General features: G+C 66.3%; 21 protein-coding genes and 1 pseudogene. All 22 read left to right on the forward strand.

From position 1 onward, the window contains the following. Positions 1 to 69: 69 nt before the first annotated feature. The 22 genes and pseudogenes from GH815_RS03080 to GH815_RS03185 all read left to right on the forward strand — a co-directional run bounded on the left by GH815_RS03080 (position 70) and on the right by GH815_RS03185 (position 20835). On the forward strand, positions 70 to 2010 hold the full coding sequence (locus GH815_RS03080; protein WP_153747289.1) for an ATP-binding protein: 1941 nt from the start codon (positions 70 to 72) through the stop codon (positions 2008 to 2010). Further along, on the forward strand, positions 2003 to 2878 hold the full coding sequence (locus GH815_RS03085; protein ID WP_153747290.1) for a hydroxymethylglutaryl-CoA lyase: 876 nt from the start codon (positions 2003 to 2005) through the stop codon (positions 2876 to 2878). The genes GH815_RS03080 and GH815_RS03085 overlap by 8 nt, the downstream gene beginning before the upstream one ends. Further along, positions 2871 to 3665 carry a crotonase/enoyl-CoA hydratase family protein gene (locus GH815_RS03090; protein ID WP_153747291.1) on the forward strand — a complete coding sequence of 265 codons (795 nt, stop codon included), beginning with the start codon at positions 2871 to 2873 and terminating at the stop codon, positions 3663 to 3665. Before GH815_RS03085 ends, GH815_RS03090 begins: the two co-directional genes overlap by 8 nt. A gap of 257 nt (positions 3666 to 3922) precedes the next feature. Next, positions 3923 to 4288 (forward strand): NADH-quinone oxidoreductase subunit A, encoded by a 366-nt coding sequence (locus tag GH815_RS03095; RefSeq protein ID WP_343030632.1) that lies wholly within the window; start codon positions 3923 to 3925, stop codon positions 4286 to 4288. Beyond that, positions 4279 to 4812 carry a NuoB/complex I 20 kDa subunit family protein gene (locus tag GH815_RS03100; protein WP_153747292.1) on the forward strand — a complete coding sequence of 178 codons (534 nt, stop codon included), beginning with the start codon at positions 4279 to 4281 and terminating at the stop codon, positions 4810 to 4812. The genes GH815_RS03095 and GH815_RS03100 overlap by 10 nt, the downstream gene beginning before the upstream one ends. 138 nt (positions 4813 to 4950) lie before the next feature. Continuing rightward, positions 4951 to 5568: an NADH-quinone oxidoreductase subunit C gene (locus GH815_RS03105; RefSeq protein WP_153747293.1), complete on the forward strand. Its 618-nt coding sequence runs from the start codon at positions 4951 to 4953 to the stop codon at positions 5566 to 5568. Continuing rightward, positions 5565 to 6440 carry a sulfotransferase family protein gene (locus GH815_RS03110; protein WP_153747294.1) on the forward strand — a complete coding sequence of 292 codons (876 nt, stop codon included), beginning with the start codon at positions 5565 to 5567 and terminating at the stop codon, positions 6438 to 6440. Before GH815_RS03105 ends, GH815_RS03110 begins: the two co-directional genes overlap by 4 nt. A 1-nt stretch (position 6441) precedes the next feature. After that, positions 6442 to 7650: an NADH-quinone oxidoreductase subunit D gene (locus GH815_RS03115; protein WP_153747295.1), complete on the forward strand. Its 1209-nt coding sequence runs from the start codon at positions 6442 to 6444 to the stop codon at positions 7648 to 7650. A gap of 254 nt (positions 7651 to 7904) precedes the next feature. After that, positions 7905 to 8189: a hypothetical protein gene (locus tag GH815_RS03120; protein ID WP_153747296.1), complete on the forward strand. Its 285-nt coding sequence runs from the start codon at positions 7905 to 7907 to the stop codon at positions 8187 to 8189. Beyond that, a pseudogene (gene nuoE / locus GH815_RS03125) lies at positions 8189 to 8905 on the forward strand (NADH-quinone oxidoreductase subunit NuoE); the annotation flags it as partial. The gene GH815_RS03120 and the pseudogene nuoE, both read left to right, overlap by 1 nt. A 79-nt stretch (positions 8906 to 8984) precedes the next feature. Continuing rightward, positions 8985 to 9698: a hypothetical protein gene (locus tag GH815_RS19115; protein ID WP_246176294.1), complete on the forward strand. Its 714-nt coding sequence runs from the start codon at positions 8985 to 8987 to the stop codon at positions 9696 to 9698. 237 nt (positions 9699 to 9935) lie between these two features. Next, the gene (gene nuoF / locus GH815_RS03135; protein ID WP_153747298.1) at positions 9936 to 11231 is read left to right on the forward strand and encodes an NADH-quinone oxidoreductase subunit NuoF; all 1296 of its coding nucleotides are present in this window, start codon (positions 9936 to 9938) and stop codon (positions 11229 to 11231) included. A gap of 128 nt (positions 11232 to 11359) precedes the next feature. Further along, positions 11360 to 11770, forward strand: coding sequence for a DUF5333 domain-containing protein (locus GH815_RS03140; RefSeq protein WP_153747299.1), 411 nt, complete (start codon positions 11360 to 11362; stop codon positions 11768 to 11770). A 103-nt stretch (positions 11771 to 11873) separates the two neighbouring features. Further along, the gene (gene nuoG, locus GH815_RS03145; protein ID WP_153747300.1) at positions 11874 to 13886 is read left to right on the forward strand and encodes an NADH-quinone oxidoreductase subunit NuoG; all 2013 of its coding nucleotides are present in this window, start codon (positions 11874 to 11876) and stop codon (positions 13884 to 13886) included. Between the two features lie 25 nt (positions 13887 to 13911). Then, positions 13912 to 14337 (forward strand): hypothetical protein, encoded by a 426-nt coding sequence (locus GH815_RS03150; protein ID WP_153747301.1) that lies wholly within the window; start codon positions 13912 to 13914, stop codon positions 14335 to 14337. A gap of 16 nt (positions 14338 to 14353) precedes the next feature. Next, positions 14354 to 15391, forward strand: a complete 1038-nt coding sequence (gene nuoH, locus GH815_RS03155; protein ID WP_153747302.1) for an NADH-quinone oxidoreductase subunit NuoH — start codon at positions 14354 to 14356, stop codon at positions 15389 to 15391. A 3-nt stretch (positions 15392 to 15394) separates the two neighbouring features. After that, entirely contained in the window at positions 15395 to 15889 is a 495-nt protein-coding gene (nuoI, locus tag GH815_RS03160) for an NADH-quinone oxidoreductase subunit NuoI (protein ID WP_153747303.1), read from the forward strand. Further along, entirely contained in the window at positions 15886 to 16302 is a 417-nt protein-coding gene (locus GH815_RS03165) for a carboxymuconolactone decarboxylase family protein (RefSeq protein ID WP_153747304.1), read from the forward strand. The genes nuoI and GH815_RS03165 overlap by 4 nt, the downstream gene beginning before the upstream one ends. After that, the gene (locus GH815_RS03170) at positions 16299 to 16913 is read left to right on the forward strand and encodes an NADH-quinone oxidoreductase subunit J (RefSeq protein ID WP_153747305.1); all 615 of its coding nucleotides are present in this window, start codon (positions 16299 to 16301) and stop codon (positions 16911 to 16913) included. The genes GH815_RS03165 and GH815_RS03170 overlap by 4 nt, the downstream gene beginning before the upstream one ends. A gap of 46 nt (positions 16914 to 16959) precedes the next feature. Beyond that, complete coding sequence (nuoK, locus tag GH815_RS03175; RefSeq protein WP_153747306.1) at positions 16960 to 17265, forward strand: NADH-quinone oxidoreductase subunit NuoK; 306 nt, start codon at positions 16960 to 16962, stop codon at positions 17263 to 17265. A 4-nt stretch (positions 17266 to 17269) separates the two neighbouring features. Beyond that, positions 17270 to 19294 (forward strand): NADH-quinone oxidoreductase subunit L, encoded by a 2025-nt coding sequence (gene nuoL / locus GH815_RS03180; protein ID WP_153747307.1) that lies wholly within the window; start codon positions 17270 to 17272, stop codon positions 19292 to 19294. Then, on the forward strand, positions 19294 to 20835 hold the full coding sequence (locus GH815_RS03185; protein WP_153747308.1) for an NADH-quinone oxidoreductase subunit M: 1542 nt from the start codon (positions 19294 to 19296) through the stop codon (positions 20833 to 20835). Before nuoL ends, GH815_RS03185 begins: the two co-directional genes overlap by 1 nt. Positions 20836 to 20839 lie beyond the last annotated feature (4 nt).

A 20839-nucleotide genomic window follows, 5' to 3' on the forward strand; every position in this document is an offset into this window, starting at 1 on the left:
CTTGGGCCAAATACCCCGGGGGGTGCGGGGGGGCTGGCCCCCCGCAGGCGACCGCAACAAGAGGCACGGATGTTCAGGAAAATCCTCATCGCCAACCGCGGCGAAATCGCGGTCCGCATCATCGAGACGGCCCGCCGGATGGGCGTGGCCACCGTCGCCGTCCATTCCGACGTGGACGAATGCGCCGCCCATGTCGCGGCCGCCGACGAGGCGGTGCCGATCGGCGGCGCAGCGCCGGCCGAAAGCTATCTGCGTGCCGACCGGATCATTGCCGCCGCCCGGGCCACCGGGGCACAGGCGATCCATCCGGGCTATGGCTTCCTGTCCGAAAACCCCGATTTCGTCGAGGCGGTCGAGGCTGCGGGGCTTACTTTCATCGGCCCCTCGGCGCCCGCGATCCGGGCGATGGGGCTGAAGGACGCCGCCAAGGCGCTGATGGAACAGGCGGGCGTGCCGGTCGTGCCGGGCTATCACGGCGAGAACCAGAACGACGCGCATCTGGCCGGTGCCGCCGAGGCGATCGGCTACCCGGTGCTGATCAAGGCCGTGGCGGGCGGCGGCGGCAAGGGCATGCGCAAGGTGCTGGCCGCGGCCGATTTCCCCGCCGCGCTGGCCGCCGCCCGGTCCGAGGCGCGCAATGCCTTCGGCAATGATGCGGTGCTGATCGAGAAATATGTCGAGAAACCCCGCCATATCGAGGTTCAGGTTTTTGGCGACGGCTCGGACGCCGTGCATCTTTACGAACGCGACTGCTCGCTGCAACGCCGCCACCAGAAGGTGATCGAGGAAGCCCCCGCGCCCGGCATGACCGCCGAGATGCGCGCCGCGATGGGCGAGGCGGCCGTCCGCGCCGCCAGGGCCATCGGCTATCGCGGTGCGGGCACGGTCGAGTTCATCGTCGATGGCTCGGACGGGCTCAGGCCGGACCGGTTCTGGTTCATGGAAATGAACACGAGGCTTCAGGTCGAACATCCCGTAACCGAGGCGATCACCGGGCTCGATCTGGTGGAATGGCAGCTTCGCGTCGCCGCCGGAGAGGGGCTGCCGCTCGCCCAGGACGACATCCCGCTGACCGGCCACGCCTTCGAGGCCAGGCTTTACGCCGAGGACGTGCCCGCAGGTTTCCTGCCCGCGACCGGAACGCTGGCCCATCTGGCCTTTCCGCCCGGGCTGCGCGCCGATACCGGGGTGCGCACCGGCGACCGGATCAGCCCGTTCTACGACCCGATGATCGCCAAGATCATCGTGCATGGCCCCACCCGCGCGGTCGCGCTGAACCGGCTGGCGCGCGCGCTGGACGAGACGCAGGTGGCGGGCACGGTGACGAACCTGGCCTTTCTCGGCCGTCTTGCCCGGCATGAAGGGTTCGCGCGGGGCGAGGTGGACACCGGCCTCATCGAACGCGATCTTGCCGCGCTGACCGAGGCGCCCGGCCCCTCGCTGGCCGTTCAGGCCGCCGCTCTGCTGGAGGCCGCCGCGCTGCCCGAGGGGCCGCTGGCGGGCTTTGCGCTCTGGTCGCCCTTGCGCCGGACGCTGACGCTGGCCCATGCGGGCGCGGAAATCTCGGGCGTGGTGATGGCCACCGGTCCCGGCCGCGCAGAGGTCGAGATCGCGGGCGAATTGCTTGAGGCGCATCGCGATGCGGGCGGCTGGCGCATAGCGGGCCGCGCGCCGGGGCCGGTGCTGCGGGCGGGCGGCGCGATCCATGTCTTTGCCGGGGAGGCGGGCACCTTCGGTTTCGTGCCGCTCGATCCGCTGGACCGGGCCGCCGCCGCGCATGCCCATTCCGGCGTGATCGAGGCGCCGATGCCCGGCCTCGTCAAGGCGGTCTTTGCCACGGCAGGGCAGGCGGTGACGGCGGGAGAGCCGCTGGCCATTCTCGAGGCGATGAAGATGGAACACACCCTGACCGCCCCGCGCGACGGGGTGGTGGCCGAAATCATGGTCGCCCCCGGCACCCAGGTCGAACCGCATGCGCCCCTGATCCGGCTGGAGGACGAGGATGGCTGAGCGCGTCGAGATCTTTGAGGTCGGCCCGCGCGACGGGTTGCAGAACGAGAAGCGCCCGATTCCCACGGCTGAAAAGATCGCGCTGATCGACATGCTGTCGCGTGCCGGGTTCCGGCGGATCGAGGTGGCAAGTTTCGTCAGCCCGAAATGGGTGCCGCAGATGGCCGATGGCGCCGAGGTGCTGGCGGGCATCGCCCGCGCGCCGGGCGTGCGCTATGCCGCGCTGACGCCGAACATGCAGGGCTATGAACGGGCCAAAGCCGCAGGCGCGGACGAGATCGCGATTTTCGGCGCGGCCTCCGAAGGGTTCAGCCGGGCCAATATCAACGCCTCCATCGCCGAAAGCCTTGACCGCTTCGCCCCCGTGGCCGAGGCGGCGCGCGCCGACGGGATGCGGATGCGCGGCTACATTTCCTGCGTGACCGATTGCCCCTATGACGGGCCGACCCCGCCCGACAAGGTGGCCTGGGTCGCCGAACGGCTGATGGACCTTGGCTGCTACGAGATCAGTCTTGGCGACACGATCGGGCAGGGCACGCCGGACAGTGTAACCGCGATGCTGCGCGCGGTGCTGGAGGTCGCGCCGCCCGACCGGCTGGCGGGGCATTTCCATGACACCGCGGGCCGGGCGCTGGCCAATATCGAGGCGTCGCTTGCGCTGGGGCTCCGTGTCTTCGATGCGGCGGTGGGGGGGCTGGGCGGTTGCCCCTATGCAAAGGGCGCCACCGGCAATGTGGCGACCGAGGCGGTGGCGGCGCGGCTGGCGGAACTTGGCTACGCGACCGGGCTTGATCTGGCGGTGATCGAGGCGGCGGCGGCAATGGCGCGGGCGATGCGCAGAGGCGAGGGAGACGGGCGCGATGCGTGAGGAACTGGGGATCGAGATCGACGGGCGCGGCGTTGCGCGGCTGGTGCTGAACCGGGTCGACAAGCACAACGCGCTGTCCGAAGACCTGATCGCGGCGCTTCATGCCGCGGCCGAACGGCTGGGCGCCGATCCCGCGGTGCGCGTGGTCGTGCTGACCGGCAATGGCGCCAGTTTCTGCGCGGGCGGCGATCTGGCCTGGATGCAGGCCCAGATCGGGGCCGATGGACCCACCCGCGCGGCGGCCGCGCGGCGGCTGGCCCAGATGCTGGACGCGCTGAACACGATGCCCAGGCCGCTGATCGGGCGGGTGCAGGGGCCGGCCTATGGCGGCGGGGTAGGGCTGATGTCGGTCTGCGATGTGGCGGTGGGCGTGAACACCGCGCGCTTCGCGCTGACCGAGACGCGGCTGGGCCTGATCCCGGCCACCATCGGCCCCTATGTCGCGGCGCGGCTGGGCGAGGCCGCGGCTCGGCGGGTGTTCCTGTCGGGCCGCCGCTTCGATGCGGGCGAGGCGGTGTCGCTGGGGCTTCTGGCGCGGGCGGTGCCGGAATCCGAGCTTGACGCCGCGACCGAGGCCGAGATCGCGCCCTTCCTTGCCTGCGCGCCCGGTGCGGTGGCGCGCGCCAAGGCACAGTTGCGCGCGCTGGGTCCACGCATCGACGAGGCGGTGATCGAGGACAGCATCGCCCGCCTTGTCGCGGCCTGGGAATGCGACGAGGCGGCCGAGGGAATCGCGGCCTTCTTCGAGCGGCGCAAACCGCGTTGGGTGGCCGATCAGGACGGCTGAGCGCCCGTCTGCGCCCCTGAAAATCTCCTGAACACATGCCCGGAAGTCGCTGTAATGGCGATGTTTTGGTGCAATGCGTCATTCCGGCGCCTTTTCAGTGCGCACAACTGTATACATTTCCGGCAGACCGGGTTAACAGAGGGCCGATGTCGGCTTTCGGGCTTTGTTGACCCGACCCCGGCGTCCCGGCTAACGTCGGACAGGGAAAAGACGCGCGACAGAGTCAGAAATGCGCGCAGGACGAAAGGGAGAACCCGGTGGAAGAGCTTCTGAGCAATTACCTTCCCATCGCGATCTTCTTCGGCATGGTGGTGGCCCTGGGCCTGCTGCTGATGCTGTCGGCGGTGGTGATCGCGGTCAGGAACCCCGATCCCGAGAAGCTTTCGGCCTATGAATGCGGCTTCAACGCCTTCGACGATGCCCGGATGAGTTTCGACGTGCGATTCTACCTGGTGGCGATCCTGTTCATCATCTTCGACCTCGAGATTGCCTTCCTGTTCCCTTGGGCCGTGTCCTTCGGCGAGATGGGGATGGTGGGCTTCTGGTCGATGATGGTGTTCCTGGGCGTCCTGACCGTGGGCTTTGCCTATGAATGGAAGAAGGGGGCGCTGGAATGGGCGTGACGACGAACCCCACGACCGCCGGTCCCGATGCCGAACAGGCCACGCGCGCGCTGAATGCCGAATTGCAGGATCGCGGCTTCCTGGTCACCTCGACGGCGGATATCATCAACTGGGCGCGGACAGGTTCGCTGCACTGGATGACATTTGGCCTCGCCTGCTGCGCGGTCGAGATGATTCATGTCTCGATGCCGCGCTATGATCTGGAACGCTTCGGCACCGCGCCGCGCGCAAGCCCGCGCCAATCGGATCTGATGATCGTGGCGGGTACGCTGACCAACAAGATGGCGCCCGCGCTGCGCAAGGTCTATGACCAGATGCCCGAGCCGCGCTATGTGATCTCGATGGGCTCCTGCGCCAATGGCGGCGGCTATTACCACTATTCCTATTCGGTGGTGCGCGGCTGCGACCGGATCGTGCCGGTGGATATCTACGTTCCGGGCTGCCCGCCGACCGCCGAGGCGCTGCTCTATGGAATTCTGCAATTGCAGCGCAAGATCCGCCGCACCGGGACCATCGTGCGATGAGCGGCCGGGCGAAAACCCAGGGCGCGGCGCGTGTCGGGGCGGGATGTGACATGGTCACATACATCCGCACCCGCCTTGCCCCAGAAGGAAGGCGGAGGAGGGCGCATAGCCGTGCCATGCGCTTTGGGAGGATGATCCATGGATGATGCGCTGAGCGAACTCGGCCAGTATGTTGCCGCGCGCCGCAGCGACAGCGTGATCGGCTGGGACGTGGCGCATGGCGAACTGAACGTGACTGCCGCGCCGTCCGCGATCGTGGCGCTGGCAGAATTCCTGCGCGCCGACGCCACCTGCCGGTTCTCGACGCTGGTCGACATCACCGCGGTCGACTACCCCGAGCGCGAGGCGCGCTTCGATGTGGTCTATCACTTCCTGTCGATGTACCAGAACCAGCGGATCCGGGTGAAATGCGCCCTGCGCGAGGATCAGATGATTCCCTCCATCGCGTCTGTCCACCCCTCGGCCAACTGGTTCGAGCGCGAGGTGTTCGACATGTTCGGCATCATCTTTTCCGGCCATCCGGACCTGCGCCGCATCCTGACCGATTACGGCTTTCGCGGCCATCCGCTGCGCAAGGATTTCCCCACCACCGGCTATACCGAGGTGCGCTATTCCGAGACCGAGAAGCGCGTGGTCTACGAGCCGGTGAAACTGACGCAGGAATACCGGCTGTTCGATTTCATGAGCCCGTGGGAAGGCGCGGATTACATCCTGCCGGGCGACAGCAAGGCCGCCGGGGCCAAGGGGCGGCCATGACCGGAGAGGCGACGCTTCTGTTCGGGGTCGGCGCGACCAAGGCGGGCACCAGCTGGCTGCACCGCTATCTGGCGGGCCATCCCGAATGTCATCTGCGCTCGATCAAGGAACTGCATTTCTTCGATACCCTGGAGGAGGGTCGGCTGGAGCGCGCGCGGACGGAGCTTGACGAAGAGCGGGCCCGTCTTGCCGCGCGCCCGGTGCCGGCCAGCCGCGCCCGGGCCGAGACGCGCGCCCGGCGCATGGCCGATCTGGCGGACTGGTCGGCGGCCCTGTCGGCAGGCACCGAGGCGGCCTATCTGGACTATCTTTCCGCCGGTCGCGGCGGCCGTCGCCTTGTTGCTGACATAACGCCAGCGTATGCGCTGTTGCCGGTGGGGCGGTTGAAACGGATGGCGGCGATGGCGACGGATGTGCGCTTCGTCTATCTTTTGCGTGATCCGGTCGACCGGCTCTGGAGTCATGTGCGCATGATTGCGCGCCGCCGCGCCAATCCGGGCGAGGCGATCGGACCCCGGGCGGGGCGGATTCTGGCGCGGGTGCTGGCGGGCGAGGAAACCCATATCGCCGAGCGGGGCGATTACCGCGCGGTGCTGACGCGGCTCTGGGCGGCGGTCGATCCTTCGCGGCTGTGCCTTTCCTTCTACGAGGAACTTTTTTCGCAGGCATCGGTCGACCGCATCTGCGGTTTTCTGGGGATCGCGCCCCAACCCGCAGAAATCAGCCTGCGCGTTCATGCCGGCGTGCCGGTGCCGATGAGCCGCGACCAGCGGCGCGCGGCGGTGGAATGGCTTGCGCCGCAATATGATTTCGTGGCCGACCGGCTGGGGCGCGTGCCTGCCGTCTGGCAATCGCATCGGGTGGGGGTGTGAGATGAAGGACAACGCCATCGGGATGCGCGCGGGCGAACAGAAGATCCGCAACTTCAACATCAATTTCGGCCCGCAACACCCTGCGGCGCATGGCGTTCTGCGTCTCGTGCTTGAACTGGACGGCGAGATCGTCGAACGCGCCGATCCGCATATCGGGCTGTTGCATCGCGGCACCGAGAAGCTGATGGAAAGCCGCACCTATCTTCAGAACCTGCCCTATCTCGACCGGCTGGATTACGTCGCGCCGATGAACCAGGAACATGCTTGGTGTCTGGCCATCGAAAGGCTGACCGGGACCGAGGTTCCGCGCCGGGCGCAGCTGATCCGGGTTCTCTATTCGGAAATCGGCCGGGTGCTGAACCACCTGCTGAATGTCACCACGCAGGCGATGGATGTCGGCGCGCTGACCCCGCCCTTGTGGGGCTTCGAGGAACGCGAGAAGCTGATGATCTTCTACGAGCGGGCCTGCGGGGCGCGGCTGCATGCGGCCTATTTCCGGCCAGGCGGCGTGCATCAGGATCTGCCGCCCGACCTGATCGAGGATATCGACGCCTGGGCCGAGGATTTCCCCCGGGTGCTTGACGATCTGGACGGGCTTCTGACCGAGAACCGCATCTTCAAGCAGCGCAACGTGGATATCGGCGTCATCTCCCAGCAAGAGGCGCTGGACTGGGGCTTTTCCGGCGTGATGGTGCGCGGATCGGGCATGGCCTGGGATCTGCGCCGGGCGCAACCTTATGAATGTTATGACGAGTTCGAATTCCAGGTGCCCATCGGCAAGAATGGCGATTGCTATGACCGCTATCTGGTGCGGATGGAAGAAATGCGCCAGTCCACGCATATCATCCGGCAGGCCTGCGAGAAGTTGCGCCATGAAACGGGCGATGTGCTGAGCCGCGGCAAGATCGCGCCGCCGAAACGGGCCGAGATGAAGACCTCGATGGAGGCGTTGATCCATCACTTCAAGCTGTATACCGAGGGGTTCCACGTCCCCGCGGGCGAGGTCTATGCCGCGGTCGAGGCGCCCAAGGGCGAGTTCGGGGTCTATCTGGTGGCCGATGGCACCAACCGCCCCTACCGCGCCAAGCTGCGCGCGCCGGGCTTCCTGCATCTTCAGGCGCTGGACCACATGACGCGCGGCCATCAACTGGCCGATGTTGCCGCGATCATCGGCACGATGGACGTGGTGTTCGGAGAGATCGACCGATGAGCCGGTCGCAGGCCATATCCGCCCCTGTTGCGGGCATGGCAGCCGCTGGCGCTGGGGCCGGTGGCAAGCAATGTGCGTCGCGTCCCGCGGCGGGCAGGGCTGGGATGTCGGCGGGGGGCCGCCGGCATCGGAAGGGGGCTGTTGTGAATCCGGCGGGCGGCATGAGGTCGCCCACGGACCGGACCGCGCGGCAGCGCGCGGGATCCATGACAGCGGCGCGGTCGCCCGCGCCCGTAACCTTCGGAGCATCCCCCATGAAACCCCTCAAGACCCTGGCGATCCTCGCCGCCCTGTCGCCCGTATCCGCCATGGCCCAGCCCGCGTTCACGGACGCCGATCTGGACAGCTTCCGCGCCGCGATGATCGCGGTCGGATGCATGGTCAACAACGAACAACAGGCCGCGCAGGTGGAAAGTGCCACCGGCTTTGACCGCGAAAAGCTTGGCCTTATCGTCGTCGAGTTGCACGCGCGCGGCGAGGTGGACACCCAGAACGCCCAGCAAGGCGTCCAACTGCTTTCGGGAGAATGTAAGAGATAATGCTGCGGCGTCTGCACCACGAGCAACCGGACAGCTTCGCGTTCACGCCCGCCAACCGGGCGTGGGCCGAGGCCCAGATCGACAAGTATCCGCCCGGCCGTCAGGCCAGCGCGATCATCCCGCTTCTGTGGCGTGCCCAGGAGCAGGAGGGCTGGCTGACCCGCCCCGCGATCGAGCATGTCGCCGACATGCTGGGCATGGCGCATATCCGGGCGCTCGAGGTGGCGACCTTCTACTTCATGTTCCAGCTTTCCCCGATCGGCTCGGTGGCCCATGTCCAGGTCTGCGGCACCACGTCGTGCCTGATCTGCGGTGCCGAGGATCTGATCGGGGTCTGCCGCGAAAAGATTGCCGACACCCCGCACAAGCTGTCGGCCGATGGACGCTTTTCCTGGGAAGAAGTCGAGTGCCTGGGCGCCTGCGCGAACGCGCCGATGGTACAGATCGGCAAGGATTACTACGAGGATCTGACTGCCGAGCGGCTGTCCTTCATCCTCGACGAACTGGCCGCGGGCCGTGTGCCGCTGCCTGGGCCGCAGAATGGCCGCTTCGCCTCGGAACCCCTGGGCGGGCCGACCAGCCTGACCGGGCAGGGCGGGCGGCGGATGGAGCATAATGCCTCGGTCGATCTGGCGCGGACCATCGGCGACACGATCAAGCGGATCGAGGGTACCGAAGTGCCGCTTCTGACGCCCTGGCGGCGGTCGGGGGCTGCGGCGGAAGACGTCAAGACAGATGGCGGATGACGCGCTACAAAGGGCGTCGGACGAATAACCGTCGAAGCGGAGACAAGAGATGAATATTTCTCGCAGTGAAGCGAAGTTCAAGTTCGCCATCTTCTGGTGGCTGGTGGCCGCCGTGATCGGCCTGTTCGCGATGGCCTTTGCCGCCTGGCTCGAGTTGTGGCCGCTGGCGTCGCTGGCCGTGGGTGCTGGCACCGGTCTCGTGGCAGGTTTCTTCCTGATCGCGAATTTCTGCCAGACCGACGAAGCCATGGCCGCCAAGGCCAGGAAGCTGCGCGACGGCGAAGCCGCCCGCAAACCCTATCTGGACGCGAATGCCGCCAAGGTGATCGTGCCCTCGAAGAAGCCGGGCGCCGATGCCGTCAAGGTTGCGCCGACCGTGCCGAAAACGGCCGCGAAACCTGTTGCTGCCGCGCCGAAACCGGCTGCCGCCCCTGCACCTGCCGCTGCGCCCGCGCCCGCCGCTGTCGCCGAGACCGGCAAGCGTCCCGCCGCGCTCAAGGCCCCGCGCAAGGGTGGTGCGGACGATCTGACGCGGATCAAGGGCGTCGGTGCCAAGCTTGAGAAGCTGTGCAACGATCTGGGCTTCTACCACTACGACCAGATCGCGAAATGGACGCCCGAAGAGGTGGCCTGGGTCGATGAGAACCTCGAAGGGTTCAAGGGCCGGGTCAGCCGCGACGAATGGGTGTCGCAGGCCAAGATCCTTGCTGCCGGCGGCGAGACCGAGTTCTCGAAGAAGGCAGACGAGGGGAAGAACGACTGAGCCATCCGTAAAGGGTGGGGGCGAACGACGTCGACGCGCGGCGGGCTAACGGGTCTGGTCCAGAATGATGGACTGCGCCCGAACCCGCCGCCCGCCTCCCCCGCGGATCGCGGACCATGGCAGGGTGTCCTGCCGGTGGCCGCACCTGCCCGGTCTGCGCCGGGCCCGGTGTCCCGCCAGAAGCGGGGCGCAACGGACAAGATCCGGCCGAATGGCCGGGACCAACGGGGATGAACCATGCTGACCGACCAGGACCGCATCTTCACCAATCTTTACGGGATGCATGACCGTACCCTCTCCGGCGCGCGCGCCCGGGGTCATTGGGACGGCACGGCGGCGATCATCGCCAGGGGCCGGGACTGGATCATCGACGAGATGAAGAAATCCGGTCTGCGCGGCCGTGGCGGGGCTGGTTTCCCCACCGGTCTTAAATGGTCCTTCATGCCGAAGGAAAGCGACGGGAGGCCGCACTACCTGGTCATCAACGCCGATGAATCCGAGCCGGGCACCTGCAAGGACCGCGAGATCATGCGCCACGACCCCCACACGCTGATCGAAGGGGCGCTGATCGCAAGCTTCGCGATGGGGGCGCACACCGCCTACATCTACATCCGCGGCGAATATATCCGCGAGCGCGAGGCGCTTCAGGCCGCCATCGACGAAGCCTATGAGGCCGGGCTTCTGGGCCGGAACGCGGCAAAGACGGGCTGGGATTTCGACCTTTACCTGCATCACGGCGCGGGCGCCTATATCTGCGGCGAGGAAACCGCGCTGCTGGAAAGCCTGGAGGGCAAGAAGGGTATGCCGCGGATGAAGCCGCCCTTCCCGGCGGGGTCGGGGCTTTATGGCTGCCCGACCACGGTGAACAATGTCGAATCCATTGCCGTTGTGCCCACCATCCTGCGCCGCGGCGGCGACTGGTTCGCCAGTTTCGGGCGGCCGAACAATGCGGGCACCAAGATCTTTGCGATCTCGGGCCATGTGAACCACCCCTGCGTGGTCGAGGAAAGCATGTCGATCGGCCTGCGCGAGCTGCTGGACCGGCATTGCGGCGGGGTGCGCGGCGGCTGGGACAATCTCAAGGCGGTGATCCCGGGCGGTTCCTCCGTGCCCCTGATCCCGGCCAGCATCTGCGACGAGGCGATCCTGGATTTCGACTGGCTGCGCGACCAGCGTTCGGCCTTCGGTACGGCGGCGGTGATCGTGATGGACCAGTCCACCGATGTCATCAAGGCGATCTGGCGTCTGTCGAAATTCTACAAGCACGAAAGCTGCGGCCAATGCACCCCCTGCCGCGAGGGCACGGGCTGGATGATGCGCGTGATGGAGCGGCTGGTCACCGGCGAGGCCGAGATCGAGGAGATCGACATGCTGTTCGATGTCTCGAAACAGGTCGAGGGACACACGATCTGCGCATTGGGCGATGCCGCGGCCTGGCCGATCCAGGGCCTGATCCGGCATTTCCGCGACGAGATCGAGGACCGCATCAAGGCCCGCAAGACCGGCCGTCTCAGCGCGGTCGCGGCCGAGTGAGGGGCGGGGCGCACATAAGCGCGAGTGCGCGGGGCTGTTATTGCATAGCAGCGCCCTGCGGCCCCATTTCGGGCAGCGACGGGGGCCGGTTGTCGGCGCCCCGCGCTGTCCCGAAAGGAATGCCGCCGATGCGCCCGATCCTCTCTGCCGTCCTTGCCGTTCTCATGGCCACCGGAACCGTCCATGCCGCCGAGGCCCGCCCGCCGCTGCGCGAGCATGCCGAGGTCAATCGGGGGCTGACCGTGATCGCCATCGCCGACATGATCCGCAAGAATTGCGACAGCATCGAGCCCCGGATGGTCCGCGCCTATGGCTACATGCGAGAGTTGAAGCGGGTGGCCAGCGCTGCGGGCTATTCCGACCGCGAGATCGACACCTATGTCTCGGACAAGGCCGAGAAAAAGCGCATCGAGGACTCCGCCCGCGCCTGGCTGGTGGCGCGCGGCGTGCGACCGGGCGAGGGGGCCAGCTACTGTCCGGTGGGCCGAACCGAGATCGCGCGCAACAGCCAGGTCGGCGTTCTGTTGAGGGCGCGATGAGGATGGGGGCGGCGGCAGGACAGCGCCGGGGCGGCGGCAGGAACCGCTGAGAAAGGCCCGCGCCGCCGAGGCGCGCGCGGAAGGGATACGACAGGGCAAGGGCATGGCAGAGCTACGCAAGATCATCATCGACGAGCACGAGATCGAGGTCGACCCCGCGATGACCGTGCTTCAGGCTTGCGAACTGGCGGGCATCGAGGTGCCGCGCTTCTGCTATCACGAACGGTTGTCGATTGCCGGGAACTGCCGGATGTGCCTCGTGGAAATCGTCGGCGGCCCGCCGAAACCCGCGGCCTCCTGCGCGATGCAGGTGCGCGACCTGCGCCCCGGTCCCGAAGGCCAGCCGCCCGTCGTGCGCACGAAAAGCCCCATGGTCAAGAAGGCGCGCGAAGGGGTGATGGAGTTCCTGCTCATCAATCACCCGCTGGACTGCCCGATCTGCGACCAGGGCGGGGAATGCGATCTGCAGGACCAGGCAATGGCTTACGGGGTGGATTTCAGTCGCTACCGCGAGCCCAAGCGCGCCACCGAGGATCTGGATCTGGGTCCGCTGGTCGCCACCTGCATGACGCGCTGCATTTCCTGCACCCGCTGCGTGCGCTTCACCACCGAGATCGCGGGCATCACCCAGATGGGCCAGACCGGGCGCGGCGAGGATGCCGAGATCACCTCCTATCTGGGCCAGACGCTGGACAGCGAGTTGCAGGGCAACATCATCGACCTGTGCCCGGTGGGCGCGCTGACCTCGAAGCCCTATGCCTTTACCGCCCGGCCCTGGGAACTGACCAAGACCGAGACCATCGACGTGATGGATGCGCTTGGCTCGAACATCCGCGTCGACACCAAGGGCCGCGAGGTCATGCGCATCCTGCCGCGCAACCATGACGGCGTGAACGAGGAATGGATCTCGGACAAGACCCGCTTCGTCTGGGACGGGCTGCGCCGCCAGCGGCTTGACCGGCCCCATATCCGCGAGAACGGCAAGCTGCGTCCCGCCACCTGGCCCGAGGCGCTGGCGGCGGCCGCCACGGCGATAAGGGGCGCGCGGAAGCTTGCGGGGCTCGTGGGCGATCTGGTGCCGGTCGAGGCCGCCTTTGCGCTGAAGGAGCTGGTCGAGGAGCAGGGCGGGCATGTGGAATGCCGTGTGGACGGGGCGCGGCTGCCTGCGGGCAACCGTTCGGCCTATGTCGGCAATGCCGCGATCGAGGATATCGACCGGGCACGCAACATCTACCTGATCGGCACCAACCCGCGCGCCGAGGCGCCGGTGCTGAACGCGCGGATCCGCAAGGCGTGGCTGCATGGCGCGACGGTGCGGCGGGTCGGGCCGGGGGCCGATCTGACCTATGACGTCGCCGATCTGGGCAGCGACCGCGCGGCGCTGGCGCGTCTGGTCGAGCATGCGGGGCCGCAGGAGGATGCGCTGGTGATCGTCGGGCAGGGCGCGCTGCGCGAGGCCGATGGCGCGGCGGTGCTGGCGGCGGCGATGCTGCTGGCCGAAAGGACCGGCGGCGGGATGCTGGTGCTGCATACGGCCGCCGCGCGGGTCGGCGCGATGGACCTGGGCTGCGTCAGCGCGCTTGGTCTTGCCGGGCTGATGGAGGGCGCGGATGTCGTGCTGAACCTGGGCGCGGACGAGATCGACATCGCGCCCGGCCCCTTCGTGATCTATCAGGGCAGCCATGGCGACCGCGGCGCGCATCGGGCCGACGTGATCCTGCCCGGTGCCGCCTGGACCGAGGAGCCGGGGCTGTTCGTCAATACCGAGGGCCGGGCGCAACTGGCGCTGCGCGCCGGTTTCCCGCCGGGCGATGCGCGCGAGAACTGGGCGATCCTGCGCGCGCTGTCGGGCGAGCTGGGCGCGGCGCTGCCCTATGACACGCTTGCGGCGCTGCGCAAGCGGCTGGTCGGGCGGTTCCCGCATCTGGGCCTGATCGACGAGTTGCCGGAAAACCTGTGGGATCCGCTGCCCGCCGCGCCCTTGGGCAGCGGGGCGTTCCTGCCGGCGGTGGGGGATTTCTACCTGACCAACCCGATTGCGCGGGCCTCGGCCCTGATGGCCGAACTGTCGGCCAATGCCAGGGCGCGCCGTGCGGCGCCGCTGGCTGCGGAATAGGCGCGTGGGGGGGGCTCGCAATCATATGGCGCCGGTGGTGGCGCTGGCGCTGATGGCCGGGGCAGGCGCCTGCGCGCCCGATGTACCGCCGCCCGCGCCCCAGCCCGATCTGGGCGTGGCGGCCCGCCCGGGCGAGCGGGCTCCGGCCTATCTGGGGGCCGAGGCAGCGCTTCTCAGCGCGGATCTGGTGAACATGGTCGTGCGGATGCGCGACCCGGAAAGCACCGCGATGATCGAGGCCTATGCGCGCTGCGCGGCGGCGAATTTCGCGCTGGTGCAGGGCATGGGCTTCCTGCGCCATGTGCGCACGCAGTTCGGGACGGAACGTGTCGGCGTGGTCAAGGCCGATGCCGTCTACACGATGTCGACCTCGCTGCCCCGCGGGGTCAGGACCATCGACGCCGAGGTGGTCGTGGCCGATTGCGTGGGGCGGGGAATACCGGCAGTCTGAGGGACGAAGGGACGAGATGACGAATTTTCTGGATAGCGGGTTCGGACTGGCGCTGACGATCATGGCGCAGTCGCTGATGGTCATTGCCTTCGTGATGATCTCGCTGCTGTTTCTCGTCTATGGCGACCGCAAGATCTGGGCGGCGGTGCAGTTGCGCCGGGGGCCCAACGTGGTCGGCGCCTTCGGGCTGTTGCAGACGGTGGCCGATGCGCTGAAATATGTGGTCAAGGAGGTCGTCGTGCCCGCGGGCGCGGACCGGCCGGTGTTCCTGCTGGCGCCGATGATCGCCTTTGTCATGGCGATGCTGGCCTGGGCGGTGATCCCGTTCTCGGACCGGCTGGTGCTGGCCGATATCAACGTGGCGATCCTTTATGTCCTCGCGATCTCCTCGCTCGAGGTCTACGGGGTCATCATGGGGGGCTGGGCCTCGAACTCGAAATACCCGTTCCTCGGCTCGCTGCGCTCGGCCGCGCAGATGATTTCCTACGAGGTGTCGATCGGGCTGATCATCATCGGGGTGATCCTGTCCACCGGCTCGCTGAATTTCGGCGCCATCGTTGCGGCGCAGGATGGCAGTTTCGGCATCTTCTCGTGGTACTGGCTGCCGCATCTGCCGATGGTCTTCCTGTTCTTCATCTCGGCGCTGGCCGAGACCAACCGCCCGCCCTTCGACCTGCCCGAGGCCGAGTCCGAACTGGTGGCGGGCTATCAGGTCGAATATTCCTCGACGCCCTTCCTGCTGTTCATGGCGGGCGAATACATCGCCATCTTCCTGATGTGCGCGCTGATGACGCTGTTGTTCTTCGGCGGCTGGCTCTCGCCCATTCCGGGGCTGCCCGACGGGGCGATCTGGATGGTGCTGAAGATGGCGGGGTTCTTCTTCCTCTTTGCCATGGTCAAGGCCATCGTGCCGCGCTACCGCTATGACCAGTTGATGCGGCTGGGCTGGAAGGTGTTCCTGCCGATGTCGCTGGCCTGGGTGGTGATCGTGGCGTTCCTTGCGAAATTCGAACTGTTCGGCGGCGCCTATGCCCGCTGGGCAGTGGGAGGCTGACCCATGACCGCAATCGACTGGAAACGCGCCGGGAAATACTTCCTGCTGATGGATTTCCTCGTGGGCTTCAAGCTGGGGATGAAATACTTCCTCGCCCCCAAGACCACGCTGAACTACCCGCATGAAAAGGGGCCGCTGTCGCCGCGCTTCCGCGGCGAACATGCGCTGCGCCGCTATCCCAATGGCGAGGAACGCTGCATCGCCTGCAAGCTGTGCGAGGCGATCTGCCCGGCCCAGGCCATCACCATCGACGCCGAACCGCGCGAGGATGGCAGCAGGCGGACCACGCGCTATGACATCGACATGACGAAATGCATCTATTGCGGCTTTTGCCAGGAAGCCTGCCCGGTGGATGCCATCGTCGAAGGCCCGAATTTCGAGTTCGCCACCGAAACCCGCGAGGAACTGTTCTACGACAAGCAGAAACTGCTTGAGAACGGCGAACGCTGGGAGGCAGAGATCGCCCGCAACCTCGAACTGGATGCACCCTACCGATGAGCGGATACGCCAAACTCTTCGAACAGATGCTCGAGCAAAGCCACAAGATGGCCCGCGCCTTCAACCCGGCGCTGGAAAGTTTTCAGGTGCATGGCTTCGACAAGCTGATCCCCACCATGCCCAAGGACTTCATCGAGATGATGTGGGGCAATACCTTCAACCGCGAGGGGCTGGATGCCAAGACGCGGCTGCTGGTGGTGCTGGCGGGGCTGACGGTGCTGGGCGCGCAGGCCGACACGCAGTTCAAGCTGACCGTGCGCCATGCGCTCGAAGCGGGGGCTACCGAACGCGAGATCGCCGAGGTGATCTATCAGATGGCGATGCTGGGCGGGATCCCGGCGATGACGCGCGCGCTGGAACTGGCGCAAAGCGTGTTCGACGAGCGCCACAGGAACGAGGAGGACGGCGGATGAGCGTCGCGGATTTCGCATTCTACTGCTTTGCCTCGGTCACCGTTGCCTCGGGGCTGTTCGTGGTGCTGGCGCGCAACCCGGTCCATTCGGTGCTGTGGCTGATCCTGGCCTTCCTGTCCTCGGCGGGGCTGTTCGTGCTGCTGGGGGCCGAGTTCGTGGCGATGCTCCTGGTCATCGTCTATGTCGGCGCGGTGGCGGTGCTGTTCCTGTTCGTGGTGATGATGCTCGATGTCGATTTCTCCGAGCTCAAGGCCCGGATGGCGGCCTATTTCCCCATCGCGGCGCTGATCGGGGCGGTGTTCCTGGCGCAGCTCGTGATGGTGTTCGGCGTCTGGCAAAGCTCTGACGGGGCGGCGCAATTGCGCGGCGCCCCCACGCCCGACCCGGCCGAGATCCACAACACCAAGGCGCTGGGGAACCTGCTTTACGACCAGTATATTCACCTGTTCCAGGCCGCGGGGCTGATCCTGCTGGTGGCGATGATCGGGGCGATCGTGCTGACGCTGCGCCACCGGACCGATGTCAAGCGGCAGGACGTGCTGGCGCAGATGTATCGCGATCCGGCGCGGGCGATGGAACTGAAGGACGTGAAACCGGGGCAGGGTCTTTGACCCCGGATCGCAAGAACAGGCGGGCAGGGACGCCCGGAGGGACGGAATGATCGGACTGGAACATTACCTGACGGTGGCCGCGGCGCTTTTCGTCATCGCCGTCTTCGGCATCTTCGCGAACCGCAAGAATGTCATCGTCATCCTGATGTCGATCGAACTGATGCTGCTGTCGGTCAACATCAACCTTGTCGCCTTTTCGGCCTATCTGGGCGATCTGGTGGGGCAGGTGTTCACCATGTTCGTGCTGACCGTCGCCGCCGCCGAGGCCGCCATCGGCCTTGCGATCCTTGTGTGCTTCTACCGCAACCGCGGGTCCATCGCGGTGGACGATGTCAACGTGATGAAGGGGTAGGCGCATGGAAAAGATCATCCTCTTTGCCCCCCTGATCGGCGCGATCCTGTGCGGGTTCGGCTGGCGTTTCCTTGGCGAAAAGGCAGCACTCTGGACCACGACGGGCCTTGTCTTCCTGGCGATGCTGTTCTCCTGGGTGGTTTTCCTGGGCTTTGATGGCGTGACGCGGCAGGTCGAGATCTTTCGCTGGATCGAAAGCGGCAGCATGGTCGCCGACTGGGCGATCCGGGTGGATCGGCTGACCGCGATCATGCTGGTGGTGGTGACGACCGTCTCGGCCTTCGTCCATCTCTACAGCTTCGGCTACATGGACCACGACCCCGAATGGCGCGAGGGCGAGGTCTACAAGCCGCGCTTCTTCGCCTATCTGTCCTTCTTCACCTTCACCATGCTGGCACTGGTGACGGCGGACAACATCGTGCAGCTTTTCTTCGGCTGGGAAGGGGTGGGCGTCGCTTCGTACCTGCTGATCGGGTTCTATTACCGCAAGCCCTCGGCCAATGCCGCCGCGATCAAGGCCTTCGTGGTCAACCGGGTGGGCGATTTCGGCTTCCTTCTGGGCATCTTCGCGCTGTTCTTCCTGGTCGACTCGGTCAATTTCGACGACATCTTCGCCGCCGCGCCGACCATCGCGCAGACCGATCTGACCTTCCTCAACGGCACCTGGAACGCGGCCAATGTGGTGGGCGTGCTGCTGTTCATCGGGGCGATGGGCAAGTCTGCGCAACTGCTGCTGCACACCTGGCTGCCCGACGCGATGGAGGGGCCGACGCCAGTTTCCGCCCTGATCCACGCCGCGACCATGGTGACGGCGGGGGTGTTCCTGATGTCGCGCATGTCGCCCATCCTGGAATTCGCCCCCGATGCGCAGACCATGATCGTGGTGGTGGGGGCCGCGACCGCCTTCTTTGCCGCGACCGTGGGGCTGGTGCAGAACGACATCAAGCGGGTGATCGCCTATTCGACCTGTTCGCAACTGGGCTACATGTTCGTTGCGGTGGGCGTAGGCGTCTATTCGGCGGCGATGTTCCACCTGTTCACCCATGCCTTCTTCAAGGCGCTTCTGTTCCTTGGCGCGGGCTCGGTCATCCATGCGATGCACCACGAACAGGACATGCGCCGCTATGGCGGGTTGAAGGACAAGATCCCCTATACCTTCTGGGCCATGCTGATCGGCACGCTGGCGATCACCGGGGTCGGGATCCCGCTGACCCATATCGGCTTTGCCGGCTTCCTGTCGAAGGACGCGATCATCGAAAGCGCCTGGGGCGGCGGGGCGACCTGGGCGTTCTGGACGCTGGTGTTCGCTGCGGCCATGACCAGCTTCTATTCCTGGCGGCTGATGTTCCTGACCTTCTGGGGCACGCCCCGGGGCGACAAGCACACCCACGAACATGCTCATGAAAGCTCCAGGACCATGCTGATCCCGCTGGGCGTGCTGAGCCTGGGCGCGGTGGTCGCGGGCATGGTCTGGTTCTCGGGCTTCTTCGGCAGCCAGGACCAGGTCAACCGCTTCTACGGCATCCCCAGCCCAGAGATTGCCGCGGTCGACGGCATGCCCGAGCATGCGCTGCCCGGTCAGGGCGCGCTTTACATGGCGCCGGACAATGACGTGATGGCGCAGGCAAAGGCTGCCCCGAAATGGGTCAAGTCCGCGCCCTTCCTGGCGATGCTGCTGGGGCTCGGGATCGCCTACATGTTCTATATCGGCGCCCCCGGCCTGCCCGAACGCACGGCGCGAAGCTTCCGGCCGCTTTATCTGTTCCTGCTCAACAAGTGGTATTTCGACGAGCTGTTCGACGCCATCTTCGTGCGCCCGGCGAAAAGCATCGGCCGCGCCTTGTGGAAAGGGGGCGATGGCAGCGTGATCGACGGCGCGGTGAACGGGGTCTCGATGGGGATCGTGCCGTTCTTCACCCGCGTCGCGGGACGGCTGCAATCGGGTTACCTTTACCACTACGCCTTTGCGATGGTGATCGGCATTGCCCTTCTCATCACCTGGATGATGCTGACCGGGGGGGCTGAGTGATGGAAAACCTTCTGTCGATCATCATCTTCACGCCGCTGATCGCCGCCCTGATCCTGGCCGTGTTCCTGCGCGGAGAGGATGCGGCGGCGCAGCGGAACGCCAAGTGGCTGGCGCTGATCGCGACCACCGCGACCTTCCTGATCTCGCTCTTCGTGCTGTTCGGTTTCGATCCGTCGAACCCCGAGTTCCAGTTCGTCGAGGACCGGGAATGGCTGATGGGGCTGCGCTACAAGATGGGCGTGGACGGCATTTCGGTGCTGTTCGTGATGCTGACGACGTTCCTCATGCCGCTGACCATCGCGGCCTGCTGGGACGTGACCCATCGCGTCAAGGAATACATGATCGCGTTTCTCGTGCTGGAAACGCTGATGATCGGCGTCTTCACCGCGCTTGATCTGGTGCTGTTCTACCTGTTCTTCGAGGGCGGGCTGATCCCGATGTTCCTGATCATCGGCATCTGGGGCGGCAAGGAACGCATCTATGCCACCTTCAAGTTCTTCCTCTACACCTTCCTCGGCTCGGTGCTGATGCTGGTGGCGATGGTGGCGATGTTCGTCGATGCGGGCACCACCGACATTCCCACGCTCCTGCGCCATGAATTCAGCGCGGGCAGCCTGTCCTTTGCGGGACGCGAGATCGTGGGCGGCATGCAGACGCTGCTGTGGCTGGCCTTCTTCGCCAGTTTCGCGGTCAAGATGCCGATGTGGCCGGTCCATACCTGGCTGCCCGATGCCCACGTCCAGGCGCCCACCGCGGGGTCGGTCGTGCTGGCCGCGATCCTGCTGAAGATGGGGGGCTACGGCTTCCTGCGCTTCAGCCTGCCGATGTTCCCGGTCGCCTCCGACATCTGGGCGCCGCTGGTGTTCTGGCTCTCGGCCATCGCGGTGGTATATGCCTCGCTCGTGGCGCTGGCGCAGTCCGACATGAAGAAGCTGATCGCCTATTCCTCGGTCGCGCATATGGGCTTCGTGACCATGGGCATCTTTGCCGCGAACCAGCAGGGCGTGGACGGGGCGATCTTCCAGATGATCAGCCACGGCTTCATCTCGGGCGCGCTGTTCCTGTGCGTCGGCGTGCTCTATGACCGGATGCACACGCGCGAGATCGACGCCTATGGCGGGCTCGTGAACCGGATGCCGGCCTATGCCTTCGTCTTCATGCTGTTCACCATGGCCAATGTCGGGCTGCCCGGCACATCGGGCTTCGTGGGCGAGTTCCTGACGCTGGCGGGCGTGTTCCAGGTGAACACCTGGGTCGCTGCGGTGGCCTGTACGGGCGTGATCCTGTCGGCGGGCTATGCGCTGTGGCTTTATCGCCGGGTTGTGTTCGGCGGGCTCATCAAGGAAAGCCTCAAGGCGATCCGCGACATGAACCTGCGCGAACGGGCGATCTTTGCGCCGCTGGTGGCGATGACGCTGCTTCTGGGCGTCTACCCGGCGCTCGTCACCGATATCGTCGGCCCCTCGGTCGAGGCGCTGTTGTCCAACTACCAGACCGCGCTGAACGCGGCCGAGGCCGCCACGCGGCTGGCGCAGAACTGAGGGG

The sequence above is a fragment of the Rhodovulum strictum genome (assembly GCF_009649175.1).
GTDB lineage: Bacteria > Pseudomonadota > Alphaproteobacteria > Rhodobacterales > Rhodobacteraceae > Rhodovulum > Rhodovulum strictum.